16 protein-coding genes are annotated in these 17,998 nt (G+C 72.1%); 10 read left to right on the top strand and 6 right to left on the bottom strand.

Annotated elements, in window-relative coordinates; translation table 11 throughout:
* Positions 1-203 precede the first annotated feature (203 nt).
* Together ACZ4AA_RS05940 and ACZ4AA_RS05935 are read right to left on the bottom strand one after the other, a co-directional pair.
* On the bottom strand, positions 204-635 hold the full coding sequence (locus tag ACZ4AA_RS05940; protein WP_467596037.1) for an SCO4983 family protein: 432 nt from the start codon (positions 633-635) through the stop codon (positions 204-206).
* 121 nt (positions 636-756) lie between these two features.
* Complete coding sequence (locus ACZ4AA_RS05935) at positions 757-1,968, bottom strand: pyridoxal phosphate-dependent aminotransferase (protein WP_467596034.1); 1,212 nt, start codon at positions 1,966-1,968, stop codon at positions 757-759.
* Between the two features lie 126 nt (positions 1,969-2,094).
* Here ACZ4AA_RS05935 and ACZ4AA_RS05930 point away from each other — a divergent pair, with 126 nt between their 5' ends.
* Positions 2,095-2,775 (top strand): hypothetical protein, encoded by a 681-nt coding sequence (locus tag ACZ4AA_RS05930; protein WP_467596031.1) that lies wholly within the window; start codon positions 2,095-2,097, stop codon positions 2,773-2,775.
* Between the two features lie 347 nt (positions 2,776-3,122).
* Positions 3,123-3,971 carry a S1 family peptidase gene (locus tag ACZ4AA_RS05925; RefSeq protein WP_467596028.1) on the top strand — a complete coding sequence of 283 codons (849 nt, stop codon included), beginning with the start codon at positions 3,123-3,125 and terminating at the stop codon, positions 3,969-3,971.
* A gap of 20 nt (positions 3,972-3,991) precedes the next feature.
* Here ACZ4AA_RS05925 and ACZ4AA_RS05920 read toward each other — a convergent pair whose 3' ends face one another.
* Entirely contained in the window at positions 3,992-5,623 is a 1,632-nt protein-coding gene (locus ACZ4AA_RS05920; RefSeq protein WP_467596025.1) for an N-acyl-D-amino-acid deacylase family protein, read from the bottom strand.
* 30 nt (positions 5,624-5,653) lie between these two features.
* The gene (locus ACZ4AA_RS05915) at positions 5,654-6,931 is read right to left on the bottom strand and encodes an amino acid deaminase (protein ID WP_467596022.1); all 1,278 of its coding nucleotides are present in this window, start codon (positions 6,929-6,931) and stop codon (positions 5,654-5,656) included.
* A 243-nt stretch (positions 6,932-7,174) separates the two neighbouring features.
* Here ACZ4AA_RS05915 and ACZ4AA_RS05910 point away from each other — a divergent pair, with 243 nt between their 5' ends.
* The 4 genes from ACZ4AA_RS05910 to ACZ4AA_RS05895 all read left to right on the top strand — a co-directional run bounded on the left by ACZ4AA_RS05910 (position 7,175) and on the right by ACZ4AA_RS05895 (position 10,225).
* Complete coding sequence (locus ACZ4AA_RS05910; RefSeq protein ID WP_467597058.1) at positions 7,175-8,197, top strand: sugar kinase; 1,023 nt, start codon at positions 7,175-7,177, stop codon at positions 8,195-8,197.
* A complete protein-coding gene (locus ACZ4AA_RS05905; RefSeq protein WP_467596018.1) occupies positions 8,194-8,958 on the top strand; it encodes an IclR family transcriptional regulator in 765 nt (254 codons plus the stop codon). The genes ACZ4AA_RS05910 and ACZ4AA_RS05905 overlap by 4 nt, the downstream gene beginning before the upstream one ends.
* A 7-nt stretch (positions 8,959-8,965) precedes the next feature.
* Positions 8,966-9,376: a RidA family protein gene (locus tag ACZ4AA_RS05900; RefSeq protein ID WP_467596016.1), complete on the top strand. Its 411-nt coding sequence runs from the start codon at positions 8,966-8,968 to the stop codon at positions 9,374-9,376.
* Positions 9,377-9,454: 78 nt separating this feature from the next.
* The gene (locus tag ACZ4AA_RS05895) at positions 9,455-10,225 is read left to right on the top strand and encodes a hypothetical protein (RefSeq protein ID WP_467596013.1); all 771 of its coding nucleotides are present in this window, start codon (positions 9,455-9,457) and stop codon (positions 10,223-10,225) included.
* Positions 10,226-10,305: 80 nt separating this feature from the next.
* Here ACZ4AA_RS05895 and ACZ4AA_RS05890 read toward each other — a convergent pair whose 3' ends face one another.
* Together ACZ4AA_RS05890 and ACZ4AA_RS05885 are read right to left on the bottom strand one after the other, a co-directional pair.
* Positions 10,306-11,673, bottom strand: coding sequence for a M14 family metallopeptidase (locus tag ACZ4AA_RS05890; RefSeq protein ID WP_467596010.1), 1,368 nt, complete (start codon positions 11,671-11,673; stop codon positions 10,306-10,308).
* Between the two features lie 322 nt (positions 11,674-11,995).
* On the bottom strand, positions 11,996-13,681 hold the full coding sequence (locus ACZ4AA_RS05885) for a chitinase (RefSeq protein WP_467596006.1): 1,686 nt from the start codon (positions 13,679-13,681) through the stop codon (positions 11,996-11,998).
* A gap of 382 nt (positions 13,682-14,063) precedes the next feature.
* Here ACZ4AA_RS05885 and ACZ4AA_RS05880 point away from each other — a divergent pair, with 382 nt between their 5' ends.
* The 4 genes from ACZ4AA_RS05880 (at position 14,064) to ACZ4AA_RS05865 (ending at position 17,980) form a co-directional block, all read left to right on the top strand.
* Positions 14,064-14,945, top strand: coding sequence for a hypothetical protein (locus ACZ4AA_RS05880; RefSeq protein WP_467596003.1), 882 nt, complete (start codon positions 14,064-14,066; stop codon positions 14,943-14,945).
* A gap of 113 nt (positions 14,946-15,058) precedes the next feature.
* Entirely contained in the window at positions 15,059-15,772 is a 714-nt protein-coding gene (gene cpaB / locus ACZ4AA_RS05875; protein WP_467596000.1) for a Flp pilus assembly protein CpaB, read from the top strand.
* A gap of 178 nt (positions 15,773-15,950) precedes the next feature.
* Entirely contained in the window at positions 15,951-17,570 is a 1,620-nt protein-coding gene (locus ACZ4AA_RS05870; RefSeq protein WP_467595997.1) for an AAA family ATPase, read from the top strand.
* Complete coding sequence (locus tag ACZ4AA_RS05865; RefSeq protein WP_467595994.1) at positions 17,567-17,980, top strand: TadE family protein; 414 nt, start codon at positions 17,567-17,569, stop codon at positions 17,978-17,980. Before ACZ4AA_RS05870 ends, ACZ4AA_RS05865 begins: the two co-directional genes overlap by 4 nt.
* Positions 17,981-17,998 lie beyond the last annotated feature (18 nt).

Here is a 17,998-nt window from a genome sequence, read left to right as displayed (position 1 = left end):
TCGGGGGGTGAACGCGAGGTGACCACCGGGTCCCGGTACGCAACCGGAGGGCGGGGTGCCGCTATGACCTGCCGGGCGGGCCCCCGGCGGCCGGCGCGGAGCCCCGAGCGGGGTGGCGGGCGTGGGGGTGGCACCCGGTCCGGGCGTCCTCGAAGACGCGCGGACCGGGGCCGTGCGGGGGCCTCGGGCGGGTGGCCCGGGGGTCAGCGGGCGGCGAGCTCGCGGGGTTCGGCGGCCGGCGCGTGGGCGTCCATCCGCTCGGCGGAGAGGATCGCGGCGGCCGTGTCGGCACGGGAGGCCGCGACGACCAGGGCGCGGCCCGCCAGCGCGTGGGCCCGCCGGTGGAGGGTCGCGAGATGGGACTCCGCGGGCTCCGGGGCGGCCGGGGAGGAGGCCTGTGTGCGGAGCGGGGCGCCGCCGCGCAGCCGGGCGACCTGTCCGGTGAGCCGTTCGGCGCCGGCGTCCAGGTCGGCGGACGGGGCGAGTGCGCGGATCTCGTCCGTGACGGCGAGCAGGGCCGCGAGGTGACCGGCGAGCTGGATGTCCAGCTCCTCCTCGCGCGACCGGTGGGGAAAGTCCGAGGAGGGGGCGCCGGCCATCGTGTGGACCGACTTCGAGCGGATCGGTTCGTACATGGGATGGCCTCCTGTGCCTGACAGGAAGCCATCCTAGCTTGGATTTCGTCTAAAGTTGAGCTGGTTCGTATATCGGGACGCGGCGTACACGCAGGGTGAGCGGGGGCGCGTCCCGCCGGTGTCACGGCTGGCCGTAGCCGTCCAGGAAGGTGCCGATCCGGGTCACCGCGTCCGTCAGATCCGCGACCGTCGGCAGGGTCACCACCCGGAAGTGGTCGGGCTCGGGCCAGTTGAAGCCCGTCCCCTGGACCACCATGATCTTCTCGGCCCGCAGCAGGTCGAGCACCATCTGCCGGTCGTCCTTGACCTTGAAGACCTTCGGGTCCAGGCGCGGGAAGAGATACAGCGCGCCCTTCGGCTTCACGCAGGTCACGCCCGGGATCTGGGTCAGCAGCTCGTGCGCGACGTCCCGCTGTTCCTTCAGCCGCCCGCCCGGCAGGACCAGGTCGTTGATCGTCTGGCGTCCGCTGAGCGCCGCCACCACGCCGTGCTGGCCCGGCATGTTCGCGCACAGCCGCATGTTCGCGAGGATCGTCAGACCCTCGATGTAGGAGGAGGCGTGCGCGCGCGGCCCCGAGACCGACATCCATCCGACCCGGTAGCCCGCCACCCGGTACGCCTTCGACATGCCGTTGAAGGTGAGGGTGAGCAGATCCGGGGCGATCTTGGCGGTCGCGGTGTGCGTGGTGCCGTCGTAGAGGATCTTGTCGTAGATCTCGTCGGAGCAGACGAGCAGGTTGTGCCGCCGGGCGATGTCCGTCAGCCCCCGGAGCATCGCGTCGTCGTAGACCGCGCCGGTCGGGTTGTTCGGGTTGATGATGACGATCGCCTTGGTGCGGTCGGTGATCTTCCGCTCCACGTCCGCGAGGTCGGGCATCCAGTCGGACTGCTCGTCGCAGCGGTAGTGCACGGCCGTGCCGCCGGACAGGGAGACCGCCGCGGTCCACAGGGGGTAGTCCGGGGCCGGTACGAGCACCTCGTCGCCGTCGTCCAGCAGTGCCTGCATCGCCATCACGATGAGCTCGGACACGCCGTTGCCGATGAAGACGTGGTCGACGTCCGTCTCGATGCCGAGGGTCTGGTTGTGCATCACGACCGCGCGGCGGGCGGCGAGCAGGCCCTTGGCGTCGCCGTAACCGTGCGCCGAGGAGACGTTGCGGAGGATGTCCTCCAGGATCTCCGGCGGGCACTCGAACCCGAACGCGGCCGGGTTGCCCGTGTTGAGCTTGAGGATGCGGTGACCGGCCGCTTCGAGCCGCATCGCCTCCTCAAGAACCGGGCCCCGGATCTCGTAGCAGACGTTGGCGAGCTTCGTGGACTGGATCACCTGCATGTCCGTGAGCTTACGGCGGCCCGTCGCGGGCCGGGGCGTGTTTTCCACCACGTGAGACGTGTCGGTGCCGGTGAGCGCGGCCCTCGGCTGCGTCGAACGCCCAGGTGGTCCCTACAATGCGCGATCATGTCCTGGCAGTCCGGAGATCCCGAAGCCCGGCCGACCGTGTACCTCCCGCAGAGCGACGGGGAGACACCTTTGGCCTATGAGGCGTACGCCGATCCCGCCGAGGCGCACGGCTGGCGGAAGGCGTACAGGGACGGCGAGGACACCTCGGTCCTGCCCGTCGTGCCCGGCGGGCCGGCGGGGCGCCAGGAGCGGATGCGGCACCGCAGGCGCGGCCGGAACAACCGGCGGCTCGCCGTGGCAGGGGGCGCTGCCGTCGTCGTGGTCCTCGGTGTCGTCACCGTGGGCGCGCTCGACTCCGGGGTGACCGGGGGAGCGGGCGGCACACCCCCGTCCACGACCCGGCCGGCCCACCCGGCCGCCGGCCCCGCCGAGGCCGGCGGCGACTCGGCCGCGACCGCCTCCGCGCGGCCCCTCCAGGCCCCGCCGGCCACGTCCCCGCTGCCCGGCGCGACCCCGTCCGCCGGTACGGCCAGTGCCTCCGCGAGCCCGACCGCGACCGCCTCCGCACCCGCGGCCGCCTCCACGGATCCCGCGCCCTCCGCGTCCACCGCACCCACGGCCTCCGCCACCACCGCGGCCCCGTCGGCCACCGAGTCCACCCAGGCACCCTCGGCCACGAGCACGCCCGGCGGCCACGGGCACGGGCACGGCCACGGGCACGGAGGCTGGTCCGGCTAGGGCCTGTCCGGAGGATCGGGTCGGGGCGGATCGGATCGGTTCGGGGCGGGCCGGAGGAAGCCCACGGTGCCGTGCGGCCCCAGCCGGGCGTGCCGAGCCCCGCGTCTCCGGCGTGATCCGCCGGACACGCCCTGAAGGGCGCCGCCCGAACCGGCCCCACCACCCTCCCTACACCTCGGGCCGCCAGGCGTACGCGGTTTCCGCCCCGCCAGGCCGGAAACCGCTCCTTGTTCACTTCTCCCTCTCCCCTCACAATGCGCATGACAACAACGGCCGGAAGACCTCCGGTCAGCGGAAGGCCGTCGGGCGACCTCCGGCGGCCCCAAGTCGCAAGAGGGGACCCCCACATGAGAAAGCCTCTCGTCGCCGTTCTGTTCGCCCTGGTACTGGCCGGGGCGGGCGCGGCACCCGCGGTCGCGGCACCTGCGGCGCCCGCTCCCCACGCGGTGGCGCCCACCCTCAAGGCCGTCAGCCTCGCCGGGACCGTGTCGCTCAGCAACTGCTCCGGTTCGGTCATCCGCTTCCCCAACTCGGCGGACTCCGACCCGGCGCTCGTGCTCTCCAACGGGCACTGCCTGGAGACCGGTTTCCCGGACCCGGGTGAGGTGATCGTCGGTCAGTCGTCCAGCCGTACCTTCGGTCTGCTGAACTCGGCGGGCACCAAGGTGGCGACCCTGCGCGCGAGCAAGGTCGCGTACTCGACCATGACCGACACGGACATCACGATCTACCAGCTCACCAGCACGTACGCGACCATCAAGAACGCGTACGGGATCAGCGCGCTGACCGTGCAGGACACGCACCCGGTCGCGGGCACCGCCATCACGGTGGCCTCCGGCTACTGGAAGCGTCTCTACAGCTGCAACGTCGACGGGTTCGTGTACCGCCTCAAGGAGGGTGACTGGACCTGGAAGGACTCGGTCCGCTACACCTCCGCCTGCCAGACCATCGGCGGCACCTCGGGCTCACCGGTCGTCGACCAGTCGACCGGCAAGGTCGTCGCCGTCAACAACACCGGCAACGAGGACGGCGAACGCTGCACGGTGGACAACCCGTGCGAGGTCGACGCGAACGGCACCGTCACCGTCCGCCAGGGCATCAACTACGCCGAGGAGACCTACCAGATCCCGGCCTGCTTCACGACCGGCAACAAGCTCGACCTGAGCCTGAGCGGGTGCGTCCTGCCCAAGCCGTAACACCGCGGGAGGGCGGGCGGTCACGCCGTGCGGCGGACCGCCCGTCCCGCGAGCACATCCGTCCTGCGCCCGTCCTCGACGACGAACCGCCCGTCGATCAGGACGTGCGGGATACCGGTCGGCAGGGTGCGCGGTGCCGCGAAGGTCGAACCCGCGGCGACCGTCGCCGGGTCGAACAGGACCAGGTCGGCGCGGTACCCCTCACGGACCAGGCCCCGGTCGGGCAGTCGCAGCCGGGCGGCCGGCCTGCCGGTGAGACGGGCGACGCAGTCCTCCAGCGACAGGACGCCCGACTCCCGTACGTAGTGGCCGAGATAGTGCGGGAAGGTGCCGTAGGCGCGCGGGTGCGGTTTGGCGCCGTGCAGGATGCCGTCCGAGCCGCCGGTGTGCGCGCGGTGCCGCATGATCGCCCGGACGTTCTCCTCGTGGCCGACGTGCTGGAGGATCGTGGGGCCGAGCCGGTCCTCGACCAGCAGCCGCCGGGCGGTGGTCCAGGGTTCCTCGCCGCGCAGGGCGGCGGACTCCAGGACGGTCCGGCCGACGTACGCGCCGAGAGCGGGGTCGTTCACCCCCGAGACCTCGACGGTCTCCCACGCGACGGGGACGCCGTGGCAGCCGTCGGCGCCCAGGATCTCCAGATGGTGCCGGACGCGTTCGGCGGTGTCGTCGTCCCGCAGCCGGGCGAGCAGCGCCTCCGGGCCGCCCTCGCCCGCCCAACTGGGCAGCAGTGCCGCCAGCGTGGTGCACCCGGGGGTGTACGGATAGGTGTCGAGGGTGATGTCCGCGCCCTGTGCCAGCGCCTGGTCGAGCAGGGCCAGCAGCTCGGGCGCCCTCCCCTCGTTCACCCCGAAGTTCATGGTGGCGTGGGCGAGATGGAGCGGGCAGCCCGCCTCACGGGTGAGGGCCACCATCTCCTCGTACGCCTCCAGGGCGCCCGCCCCGTACGAGCGGTGGTGCGGGCAGTAGTAGCCGCCGTGCTCCGCCACCACCCGGCACAGAGCGGTGAGTTCGGCGTCACGGGCGTACATCCCGGGGGTGTACGTCAGCCCCGAGGACATGCCGACCGCGCCCTCGCGCAGCCCGTCCGCCACCAACCGCCGCATCCGGTCCAGCTCTTGGGGAGTCGCCTCGCGGTCCTGCCAGCCGACGGCGAGCATACGGACGGTGCCCTGCGGGACGAGGTAGGCGGCGTTGACCGCGATGCCCCGGCCGTCGAAGCCGTGGTCGAGGCGGTCCAGATACTCGCCCACGGAGCGCCAGTCGAAGTCGATGTCGTCGCCGGGGCCGTTCCAGCCGGTGATCGTCCGGCGGACCTCGTCCAGCGTGCGGTCGTCGACCGGCGCGTACGACAGGCCGTCCTGGCCGATGACTTCGAGGGTCACGCCCTGGGCGGCCTTGGCGCTGTGGTCCGGGTCCCGCAGCAGAGCGAGGTCGCTGTGCGCGTGCATGTCGATGAAGCCGGGGGACAGGACCAGGCCCTCGGCGTCCAGTTCCCTCGTGCCGCGCGGCCGTTGGCAGCCGGCCGCCGCGGCCTCCCGGACGATCGCGACGATCCGGCCGCCCTTGACCGCCACGTCCGCGCGGTAGGAGGGCGCGCCGCTGCCGTCGGCGACGTCCGCGTCCTGGATGACCAGGTCGGCGAGGTCGTCCATGGGCGTCTCCCGTCTCGGAGGAACGGATCTCTAGAAGAACGTGCGGATGTAGTCGACGACCGTGCCGTCCGCCTCGACCAGCGGGATCAGCTGCCACTTGTCGAAGGACGTGCACGGGTGGGAGAGGCCCATGCCGACCCAGTCGCCGACCTCCAGGTCCGCCTCGGGGGCCGTGCTCAGCCAGGCGTGCTGGTCGGAGAGCTTGGTCACCTCGACGCCGGCCGCCGGCCGCTCGTCCCCGCCGCGGCGCACGACCTGGGCGAAGGGCAGATCGAGGTCGTGGGCCGCGTCCCGCTTGCCCGCGTTGGTGAAGGCCTGTTCGGGGGAGGGTCGCGAGACGACCTGGGACCACAGGCGGAACGCCGGGTGCAGGGCGCCCTCGCCCGGGACGCGGGTGAAGGGGGTGAGCCGGCGGTAGTGGCCGTCGTCGTGCGAGACGTACGCGCCCGAACGCAGCAGCTTCAGGACGGGGAGCGAGAGATCGGGGATCTCCGCGAAGACGTCGGCGACCGCGTCGAACCAGGCGCTGCCGCCCGCGCTGACGACGATCGTGTCGACGTCCTTGAACCGTCCGGCGCCGTCGAAGGCCGCCGCGAGCCCGGTCAGCCGCCGCAGCCAGGCGTGCACCCGCTCGGGGTCCGCGTCCGGCACCTCGCCCTCGTACCCGGCGACGCCGGCCAGCCGGAGCGTCCCGGCCGCCGCCACCGCGTCGGCGACGGCCGCGCACTCCTCCTCGGTCCGCGCGCCGGTCCGCGCACCCGGGCCCGCCGCGAGTTCGACGACGACGTCCACCGGGCGGGCGCATCCGGCCAGCGCGGCGTCCATCAGCTCCACCCCGCGCACCGAGTCGACGTAACAGAGGAACGCGAAGTCCGGGTCCGCGGCCAGCTCGGCGGCGATCCAGCGAAGCGCCGCCGGGTCGACGAGCTCGTTGGCGAGGAAGATGCGGTCGATGCCGAACTCCCGTGCCACCCGCACCTGGTGGGGGACCGCCAGGGTGATGCCCCAGGCGCCGTGCTCGATCTGCCGCCAGAACAGCCGGGGCGCCATGGACGTCTTGCCGTGCGGGGCGAAGGAGAGTCCGTGCCGGGTGGCGTACGTCTCCATGAGTTCGAGGTTGTGGGTCAGGCGCTCGGCGGAGAGGGCGAGGACGGGGGTGGTGAAGCCGTCCGTGAAGAGGTTGCGGCGCTGGGCGGCCAGCTCGCCGACGCTCAGGCCGCCTGCGTCCGGCGGCAGGCCCTTGAAGCGGTGGTCGACGCGCTCCGCCGCGAGAGCGGCCAGGGGTGCGGCGGCGGTCTCGGCGCTCATGGGGCCTCCTCGGCCTGTCGGGTTGCGTTGCATCATGCGCAATGCTCGTTGCGTATGTCGTTCACAGCTGTCTAACATCCCAGCCGACGCAGGGTCAACGGTGCCGTGCGCCGCCGACCGCCGCCAGAGCGAGGAGCCCCGACCACCGTGAGCAGTGACGGACCCGAAGGTGCCGTGCCGTCCGGCACGGGCCTCGACGACGGCTTCGGCACCGGTGTCGCCGCCGGCACCGGCGCGGTCGACGTGGTCGCGCTCGGCGAGTCCATGGTCACCTTCCTGCCCACCCGGGCCGGGCGCCTCGCCGACGTGCCGTCGTTCGAGCGGGGCATCGGCGGCGCCGAGTCGAACGTGGCCTGCGTGCTCGCCCGCGCCGGTCATCCGGCCCGCTGGGTCGGCCGGGTCGGCGCCGACGGGTTCGGCGACCATCTCGTGGAGGCGATCACCGCGTACGGGGTCGACACCTCCGCCGTCCGCAGGGACCCCGCCCGACCGACCGGCGTCTACTTCCGCACCGCGGGCGACCGGGCGAGTGACGCCCACGAGGTCGCCTACTACCGGGCCGGGTCCGCCGCCTCCGCCATGACGGTCACCAACACGGACCTGGCCGCCGCCCGCTCCGGCCGCGTGCTCCATCTGTCCGGCATCACCGCCGCGCTCTCCGGCGGCTGCCTGGACCTGATGCGCGAGCTGACCGCCCCCCGGGCCCACCGCCCCCTCGTCTCCTTCGACGTCAACCACCGCCCCGCCCTGTGGCGCGGCCACCCCGAGGGGCCGCGCGTCCTGCTCGACCTCGCCCGCGGCGCCGACCTCGTCCTCGTCGGGGACGACGAGGCGCGCGACGCCTGGGGCCTGCGCGGAGCGCGCGCGATCCGCGAGGCGCTGCCCGAACCGGCCGTCCTGGTCGTCAAGTACGGCAGGGGCGGAGCCGTCGTGTTCGACAAGGAGGCGCCCGGGGGGACCGGGGACGCCACCTTCGTGCGGGCCCTCAGGGTCGACGTCGTCGCGGCCGTGGGTGCCGGAGACGCCTTCGCCGCAGGGTTCCTCTCCGCCACCCTGCGCGGCCTGTCAGCCCGCGACCGGCTGCGGCACGGCCATCTGACGGCCGCCGCCGCCCTCACCGTCCCCGGCGACCTCGCCGAGCCCCCCGCCCGGGGGCACGCCGACCGGCTCGCCGCTCTCGACGACCGTGCCTGGGGGACACTTCGTCTCGGCCCCGGCTGGACCGAAGCCGACGCACGGGCCGCCGAGGAGGTACGTACGCCATGAGCCAGACCGTCGACCGAGCGCTGAGCATCCTGCCGCTGCTCGCCGAGGGCCCCGCCGACCTCGGCCAGGTCGCCGAACGTCTCGGCGTCCACAAGTCCACGGCTCTGCGCCTGCTGCGCACCCTGCACGAACACGGCCTGGTGTACCGCCAGTCCGACCAGCGCTACCGGCTCGGCGCCCGGCTCTTCGCGCTCGCCCAGGAGGCCGTCGAGAACCTCGACGTCCGCGAGATCGCCCACCCCCACCTGGTCCGCCTCAACGAGAGCTGCGGGCACACCGTCCACCTCGCCGTGTACGAGGAGAACGAGGTGCTCTACATCGACAAGGTGGAGAGCCGCTACCCGGTGCGCATGTACTCCCGGATCGGCAAGCCCGTCGCCATCACCGTCGCCGCGGTCGCCAAACTGCTCCTCGCCGACCTGCCCGAGGCCGAGCGCCGCGCCGTCGCCGAGCGGCTCGACTACCCGATGTACACGGCCCGTTCGACGCCCGGGGCCTCCGCCTTCCTCAAGGAGCTGGCGGCGGTGCGCGAGCAAGGCTGGGCCACCGACCTCGGCGGCCACGAGGAATCCATCAACTGTGTCGCCGCCCCCGTCCGGGGTGCCGACGGGCGTGTCGCCGCCGCCATGTCGCTCTCCGCGCCCAATGTCGTCGTCACCGCCGAGGAACTCCTGGCCCTGCTGCCACTGGTGCGCCGTACGGCGGACGCCGTCAGCCGCGAATACTCCGGCAAGACCCCCACCACGGACCCGAAGGAATGAGCACCGCATGACCGACAAGACCGCCCTCACTCCCGCGACCCACACCACCCCGCCCGCCCGGTTCTCGCACGGCGTGCGGAAGGGGAACATCCTCCAGGTCGCCGGTCAGGTCGGCTTCCTGCCCGCCGAGGAGGGCCGGCCGCCGACGCCCGCGGGCCCGACCCTGCGCGAGCAGACCCTCCAGACGCTCGCCAACGTCAAGGCCATCCTCGAAGAGGGCGGTTCCGGCTGGGACGACGCGATGATGATCCGCGTCTACCTCACGGACACCGGGCACTTCGCCGAGATGAACGAGATCTACAACAGGTATTTCGAGGAGCAGGACCTCACCGCGCCCCCCGCCGCCCGCACGACGGTCTACGTCGGCCTGCCGGCCGGACTCCTCGTCGAGATCGACGTCCTCGCCGTCCTCGGATGAGTCCCTTCGTGTAACAGAGGCATCGCCAATTCGGGCCTGGCTGTGCCCCGCACAGGATCTTCGACCATACTTCCCGCTGTGGAGCAGCGCATAGGTTCGAAGAGCCAGCCCCTGGACGCCGCCGCGGTGAACCCGGCGTACATCCCCGGGCTTACGTCACCCGTGCCGGCGGAGCCGAAGGACGCGGTCGTGGAGGCCGAGGAGGCCACCGTCGAGGAGGTCACCGCGGAGGAGACCGTCTCCGACGAGGCGGCCTCCGGCGACGCGGCGTCCGCCGAGGCGTCCGCCGCCGGGACCTCGGAGGAGTCCGTGACCGAGGAGACCACCGTCGAGGAGGAGTCCGCGGCCGCGGAGGAGACCGTCTCCGCGGCCGAGCCGGAATCCGGTCCCGTCCCCGACGGCCCCGTCTTCGAGGCGTCCGACCGGCGTGCCTCGATCCGGGCCGACCACAGCGGTGTCCTGCTGCGCCTGGACGACCAGGAGGCGGAGTTCCGCTGGGACGAGATCGGCGCGGTCGAGACGGAGTCGCCGCGCTTCGGCAAGCGGTTCACCATCACGGTGCACACGCCGGAGCGCCGCTGGTATCCGATAGAGATCGAGGCGAACGCCCGGGCACGCTTCAAGGAGTGGGAGGAGCAGCTCGACGCCGTCCTGGACGCCTACTTCGAGGACGGCGAGGACGACACCGAGGCGGTGGCCGCCCCCGAGACGGTGGCCGACACCGAGGTCGAGACCGAGGGCGGGACGGCCGCCGAGGCCGCGTCCGAGTCCGAGGTCGAGTCGGAGTCAGCGTCCGAGGAAGAGTCGGAGCCCGCGTCCGAGGTGAAGGACAAGGCCGAGAAGCCGTAAGCGGTACGGGGATCCGCGCGCCCCGTCAGGAAGGCGCGCGGATCCCCTGTCCGTGACCGGCGCGGCCGGCACGCGGTCCCCTACGAGCAGTACTGAGCCGCCTTGCCGATGGACCGGTACATGCAGTCGGCGTTCTCCAGGAGCTGGAGCACCGCGTCGCGGTTGCGGGACGTCTCCCGCTCGATGACCTCGTCGGGCGGGTAGAAGCCGCCCGCGGAGCTGGACGTCGGATACATCTCGAAGGTGTAGTCGAAGATCTTCTGGGTGCCCCAGAGATAGTCGTCGATCGAGCCGTCCGTGATGTAGAGGTCGCTGGCCTGCTCGGCCGTGTACCCGTTGCTGGCGGCCATCTTCTGGCCGATGGCCTTGAACGCGGCGGCGTCGTCCGCCGTCATCCCGGTGGCCGTGTCGGAGCTGGTGTACCCGAACGGCCACAGCACGAGCTCGCTGTAGGTGTGGAAGTCGATCCCGGCGGTGATCTGCTGCTTGCCGCCCACGACCCGTCCGCGCACGAAGTCGGCGACCACCTTCACCTCGGGCGCCGACTCGGCCGACGCGCCGCGGTAGGTCTCGGAGGACGTCGAGCCCGAAGAGCCGCCGCAGCAGCCCCACTTGTAGTTCCAGTTCCGGTTCAGGTCCGTACCGACGTACGAGGAACCGGAGTTGGGCTGGCGGTTCTTGCGCCACGAACGGTAGGAGCCGCTCGCGATGTCGTACTCGCCGCCGTCCGGGTTGAGGTCGGGGACGATCCAGATCTCGCGGTTGTTCACCATGTTCGTGATCCGGGAGTCGCTGCCGTAACCGGCCCCGAGCTCGCGCAGCAGATACAGCGCCATCTCCACCGTGAGGTGCTCACGGGCGTGCTGATGGAAGGTGAGCAGGACCTCGGGCTCGTTCTCGTCGGTCGCCACGTTGTCGCTGACCTTGATGGCGACGATGTCCCGGCCCTGGTAGGACTTGCCGATCACCCGCTTGCTCATGATGGCCGGATAGGCCGCGAGCCGCTGGTCGATCTCCGTGTTCATCTCGGCGTAGTTGTGATACTTCGCGTCCGCCGTCGGGAAGTCGAACAGGCGTACGTCGCCGGCGGCGGAGCGGTCGGGCGCCGCGCCCAGCGGTGTGACGTCGTAGCCCTGCCGGCGCAGCGCGGCGATCTGGTCCGTGCGGCCCGAGACGACGACGGTCTCCCGGTCGGCCTCGTCCACGGTGACCCCCGACCGCTGGATCTCGGTACGGGAGGCGGGGGTCGAGCTCTGGTGGATCTCGTACTGCCCGACGTCGCCGGGCGAGGGCCGAAGGGCCCTGGCCCCGCTCGCCGTGGCGTCGGTGGCGGTGGCGGTCAGGGGAGCCGCGAGGGCGAGCGCGGCGAGGACGGCGAGGGCGGAGGAGCGTCGGCCGCCTCTGCCCCTGCCGTCGGCGCGTGCGCTGCCGCGTGGACGAAATCGCATGGAGTCTCCTTGTTTCTCCGGTAATCCCGGGATCTCCGGAATTGTGGGGGAGCGGAGCTGGGGAGTGGCTCAAGGTGACGTGCCTGGTGCGGGTGTGGCGCTCATGGTGAGGGTTCTGGCATGAGCAGGTCAAGAGACGACAAAGGGACGGCGGCGGGAATCGGCCGCGCCGGGCGGCACCGCACCGGCCCGACCGCCGGGCGGCATCGACGGTGTCCGCCGCGCGCAGCGGCAACGGCGCCGGCCCCGCTCGCCGCGACTGCTGCGGCGAGCGGGGCCGGGAGGGACACCGCCGGGAGTGGGGGAAGAGGCGGTGTGGGCACTACAGGGAGTGCACGTGCGGACCGACCGCGTTCGACCAGGCGTTGCCCGCCGAGGCGTCCCAGTTCGTCGACCAGGTCATCGCGCCGCGCAGGGCCGGGTAGGCCTTGGAGGGCTTGAACGAACCGCAGTTGGTGAGCTTGGTCAGGCAGTCGAGGGCGTTGTTCACGATCGTCGGGGAGACGTAGCCGCTGCCCGCGCCGCTCGTGGAGGCGGGGAGGCCGAGGCCGACCTGGGACGGGTCGAGACCGCCCTGGAGCTGGATGCAGGCCAGCGCCGTCAGGAAGTCGACCGAGCCCTGCGAGTAGACCTTGCCGTCGCAGCCGAGCATCGAACCGCTGTTGTAGTACTGCATGTTGACGACGGTGAGGATGTCCTTGATGTTCAGCGCCGTCTGGAAGTAGGAGTTCGAGGTGGACTGCATGTCGATGGTCTGCGGGGCCATGGTGATGACCAGGGACGAGCCGGCCTTCGCGGACAGGGATCGCAGCGCCTGGGACATGTAAGTCGCGTTGAGGCCGTTCTCCAGGTCGATGTCCACACCGTCGAAGCCGTACGTCTGCATCAGGGAGTAGACGGAGTTGGCGAAGTTCGTGGCGGACGTGGAGTCGCTCACGGAGATGGTGCCGTTCTGGCCGCCGATGGAGACGACGACCTTCTTGCCCGCTGCCTGCTTCGCCTTGATGTCGGCCTTGAACTGGTCGACCGTGTAGCCGCCGAGGCCGGCCGAGTCGAGCGTGAAGCTCACCGCGCCCGGTGTGCCGGTGGCGTCCGCGAAGGCGACGGCGATGATGTCGTACTGCGACTGCACGGCGGAGAGCTTCTGCACGGTCGCGCCGTTGTTGAAGTTCTGCCAGTAGCCCGTCACGGCGTGCGCGGGCACCGTGCCGCCGCCGCCCCCACCGCCGGACGCGGTCGTCGTCCCGGTGACGGCCGACGACTTCGCCGACTCACCCGCCGAGTTGGTCGCGCTCACCTGGAACGAGTAGGCCGTGGAGGCGCTGAGCCCCGAGACGGTCGCCGACGTCCCGGTCACCGCCTGGACCTTGGAGCCGCCCTGGTAGACGTTGTAGCCGGTCGCGCCCGACACCGTGTTCCAGGCCAGGGAGACGGACGAGGAGGTCGTGGAGGACACGGCGAGGCCCGCGGGGGTCGCCGGGACCGTGGGGGCCGGGTCGCCGCCACCGCCGCCGTCGGGGCCGAACACCGAGACGTCGTCCGCGAGATAGGCGGGCTGTCCGTACCAGCCGTGCGTCCAGACGGTCACCGACGTGGTCGAGGCGCCGGTGGTGAAGGTCGTCGAGAGCTGCGTCCAGGTGGTGTTGGGCGTCCAGGTCGAGACGTCCGTCGTCCCCGTGCCGCTCGCCCCGATGTAGGTGTAGGACCCCTGGACCCAGGCGCTCAGCGTGTAGGTCGAGTTGGGCTTCACCGCGACGGACTGCGAGCACTGGGCGTAGTCCTGGCCCGCGGGCGTGGCCTTCAGGGCGGCCGCGCCGCCGTGGACCGGGGAGGACACGGTCGTGCCGCTGCCCGCCGAACAGGTCCAGTTGCTCAGGCCGGACTCGAAGCCGCCGTTCTTGACGTTGTTGACGTCGGCGGCCTGGGCCTGGCCGGCCAGCCCCGTGAGGGTGACCACCGATGCGGTGAGGGCGGCGGCGAGGGCTCCCGCCCATCTCCGTCCGGGCATACGGATGACGCGGTCCACTGGGTCCTCCAGGGAGAGGTGGGGGAGGGGAGGGGGAACGGAACGGTGGCCACCGCCGGTGGATACAAGTTGGTCCAGACCAATCGGGTTGTCAAGCCCTGCGGCATTCTCAACACCCTTATGGGAGAGCCCAGTTGTTTTGCGGCGGCTTACTCTCCGTTGATCACGCCCGCACCTTCGGTGAGATGATCTCGGAGATTCTGTGTTGAGCGGGCCATGCCGTGGATATGGTGCTGATGCAAGAGGGCGTCACAGTGGCGATCCGCGGCCGTACAAGGACCGTCCGTGAGCGCTCTGTGGCGACAAAGGGGCGATCTGAGGCGGTGGTTGACCACCCCGCCGCAGCGAACGGGGTGTGTGCAGCGTGCCGACCGCGATAGCCGTCACCAGTCCCGATCTGGTGCTCCCGCCGCACGACCGGCAGACCCCGCCGGCGGTCGTCCAGCCGCTCGGCACCCTGGAGGACTCCCTCACCGGGATGCACGCGCTCATCGAACAGCACGGGTACGTCATCTCCCTCTACCCGTCCGGCACCGAGAGCACCGTCACCCAGCGACTGCACACCGTCCGCTCCGTCCTGGAGAGCGACCGCATCGCCCTGCTCGGCATCGACCTGCCGCCGCTCGGAATCGCCCTGCTGGCCCAGCAGTTGCGGCAGCTCTCGGTCTGCGACTTCAGCCCCGGCGTGCTCGCCTCGGCGGCCCGGCTGCTCGCCCACTACATCTACGCGGGCGCCCTGCTCGGCTCGGTGACCAAGCTCGACCGGGTCCCGGTCTCCCTGAAGTCGCACGCCAAGTCATGGGTCCCGGGCGCCCAGTTCGCCGTACTCGCCAATCCCCGGGCCGAGGTGATCCGGGTCGGCCAGGAGGACCTGCCCGGGCCGGAGTTCGGGACCAGGCTGCTCTCGGCCGCGGGCCAGCCGCCCTCCGACTGGGTCACCTCCACCCTCGCGCCCGCCTGGCAGGTCCAGGGCGCCGCGACCGTCCCGCTGCCCGCGGAGTCGGTCCGCTGGTGGGGGACGAACAAGCTGGTCGAGTTCGCCGCCGGACTGTACGACGTCTCGGTCCTCTACCAGCTCGTCTCCTCCGTCCGGCGCGACGAGTGCCGCTGGTGCGGCCTCGAACTCATCGGCGACCGCTGCGGGTTCTGCGCCGCCCCGCTGCCGCCGGCCTCCGCCGAGGAGCATCCGGCCCCCGCCGTCCGGGCAGCCTCTCCGGTACGCGCCCTTCCCCGGGGTGCCACCTAGGCCCCTGGGCCCCGCCGCCCCACCAGGCACCACCGCCCCTCCAGGCACCACCGTCCCGCCCAGGAACGACAGCCCGGTCCAGTCCCCGGTACCGCCCCACGAGGTGAGATTCAGTGAACTCGCGCCAGCGCCGCGGCGTCATCCTGTTGGTTCTCTCGGTCTTGTGCGCCATCGGCGCCTTCGCCGGAGTCCTCTCGGTGGTCCGCGACGTGAACTCCAAGGTCGGCCCGGAGGTCACGGCGTACCGCCTCAAGAACGACATCGCGCCCTACAAGGAGCTGTCGGCCGACCAGTTCGAGAAGATCTCGATGCCCGAGCGGTGGCTGTCGTCCACCGCGGTCACCGACCTCGCCCGGATCCGCGGGAAGATCGCCGTCACCCGCCTGGAGAAGGGCTCCCTGCTCCAGGCCGACATGATCGTGGACAAGCCGCAACTCGGCGCCGGGCAGCAGGAGATCGCCATCATGATCGACGCGTCGACCGGGGTCGCGGGCAAGATCGACCCCGGTTCGCGGGTCAACATCTACGCCACCTTCAAGGCCCAGAACGACAAGGGCCGGGACCAGTCCAAGGTGATCGTCGCGAACGCCCGCGTCATCGACGTCGGCAAACTCACCGCCCTCGAACCCGACCAGTCGAGCGCCGACCGGCGCAACAGCGCCGCCCAGGCCGTCCCGATCACCTTCGCGCTCGGTACCGCCGACGCCCAACGCGTCGCCTACGCCGAGTCGTTCGCCGAGCACGTCCGGCTCGCCCTGGTCGCGGGCGGCTCCGCCACGACCGTGGCGCCCGGCGACCGTACGTACACCCTCGACGAGGACAAGTAGGAGGCCGCGCAATGAGGTCCATGCCCACGGGGCGGTGCCCAGGGCCGCGTACGAGGCCGGCGCCTGCGACGCGGACCCGGCCGCCGACGGGTCCCGGCTCCGCGACGCACGGAGCGCCGGCCGCCACGGCACCGGGCACGGGGACCGGCGCACGGTACGCGAGCGAGGAGCTTCGCCGATGACCATCCGTATCCTTCCCGCCGTCGGAGACATCGACTCGGCCCGCGCGCTCACCACCCTGCTGAGCCAGCTCGCCGACACCGAACCCGCCCCGCCCGTACCCGACTCGACCGCCCTCCTCGACACGCTCGCGCGCCTGGCCGCCGAGTCCCTCGACGAGCTCCCCGAAGTCGTCCTGGTGCACGAACGCATCGGCCCGGTACCGGCGTTGGACCTGATCCGCGACCTCGTGATGCGCTTCCCGGCCGTCGGGGTCGTCCTCATCACCGCCGACACCGGCAACGGCGTCCTCACCGCCGCCATGGACTCGGGCGCCCGCGGGATCGTCGGCCTCCCGCTCGGCTACGACGCCCTCGCCGAACGCGTCCAGGCCGCCGCGGCCTGGTCCGCCGGAATGCGCCGCCATCTGCACAGCGGCGCGCCCGAGCTGTACACGGGCCCCGGCGGCACCGTCGTCACCGTGACCGGCGCGAAGGGCGGTGTCGGCGCGACCGTCACGGCGGTCCAGCTCGCCCTGGCCGCGAAGGCCTCGGGGCGCACCGTGGCGCTGCTCGACCTGGACCTCCAGTCCGGCGACGTGGCCTCGTACCTCGATGTGCAGTTCCGCCGGTCGGTGGCCGACCTGGCGGCCATCACCGACATCAACCCGCGCGTCCTCCAGGACGCCGTCTACACCCACGACAGCGGCGTCGCCCTGCTGCTCGCCCCCGCCGAGGGCGAACGCGGCGAGGAGGTCACCGACCGGGTCGCCCGCCAGGTCCTCGGGGCGCTGCGCTCGCGTCACGACGTCGTGGTCGTCGACTGCGGCTCCCAGATGAACTCCGCCACCGCCGCGGTCGTCGAGATGGCCGACCAGGCCCTGCTCCTGGTCACCCCCGACGTCATCGCCGTACGCGCCGCCAAACGCATGGTCCGGATGTGGGACCGCCTCCAGATCCGCAAGGCGGAGGAGACCACGACGGTCGTGAACCGCTTCGCCCGGGGTACGGAGATCCAGCCGTCCCTCGTCGAGCGCGTCACCGGCACCAAGGTCGCCCGCACCGCGATCCCCGCCGCGTTCAAGGAACTCCAGTCGGTCGTGGACGCGGGCCGGCTCCAGGACCTGGACGCCCGCTCGACCGTCAAGCAGGCGCTGTGGGCCCTGGCCGGAGACCTGGGTCTCGTGGTCCCCCAGGAGGGCGGGGGCGGCGGCAGACGCCGCAAGGCCTCCGCCGCGGACCGGGGCGCGCTCTCGCTGCGCGGCCGGGGCGGCGACCGGGGAGCGGTCACCCTCGAATTCGCCGGGATGTTCCCGCTGCTCCTGGTCGTCATGACGATCCTGTGGCAGTGCGTGCTGTACGGCTACTCGTACTCCCTGGCCGGGAACGCGGCGGACGAGGCGGCACGGGCCGCCACCGCGGCCTACGCCGTCCACGGCGACGTCCCGGGCGCCTGCGCGGCGGCCGGGAGCCGGCATCTGCCGGGCTCCTGGAAAGGCGCGGACATCTCCTGTGTCGCTTCGGGCCCCGTCATGGAGGCCACCGTCAAGGTCGACGTCCCGCTGTTCTTCCCGGGCTTCGACGCGGGCTTCCGCGTACGGGGCGAAGCGGGCGCGGCGCTGGAAGGGGACGACGGATGAGGACGCACCAGCGGACGGTGACCGGCACGCCCCCGGCCCACCACGCAGCCGCACCCTCGCGCCGCCTCCGGGGCGACCGGGGCGTCTCCATCCTGGAGTTCGTCGGGTTCCTGCCGATCCTGCTGCTCGTCGGGCTGGCGGCCGTCCAGCTCGGGCTCATCGGGTACGGGGTGAACCAGGCGGGCTCCGGGGCGCGGGCCGCCGCGCGGGCCGCGTCACAGCAGGGCGGCCCCCCGGCGGGTGTGGCCGCGGGAACGGCCGCCGTGAGCGGATGGCTCGACCCGAAGGTCACACCCGAGAAGGGGGCCGAGACCACCACGGCGACGGTCCAGGTCCATGTTCCCGGTGTCATTCCCCTCTTCGGCGGCTACGACGTCACCCGCCACGCCACCATGCCCACCGACGACTGACCGGGAGGAGCCGACATC

The organism is Streptomyces sp. NPDC024698, from assembly GCF_055559015.1.
Note: the sequence above shows the minus strand (reverse complement) of the source record. Positions and strands in the feature narration are given on the sequence as shown.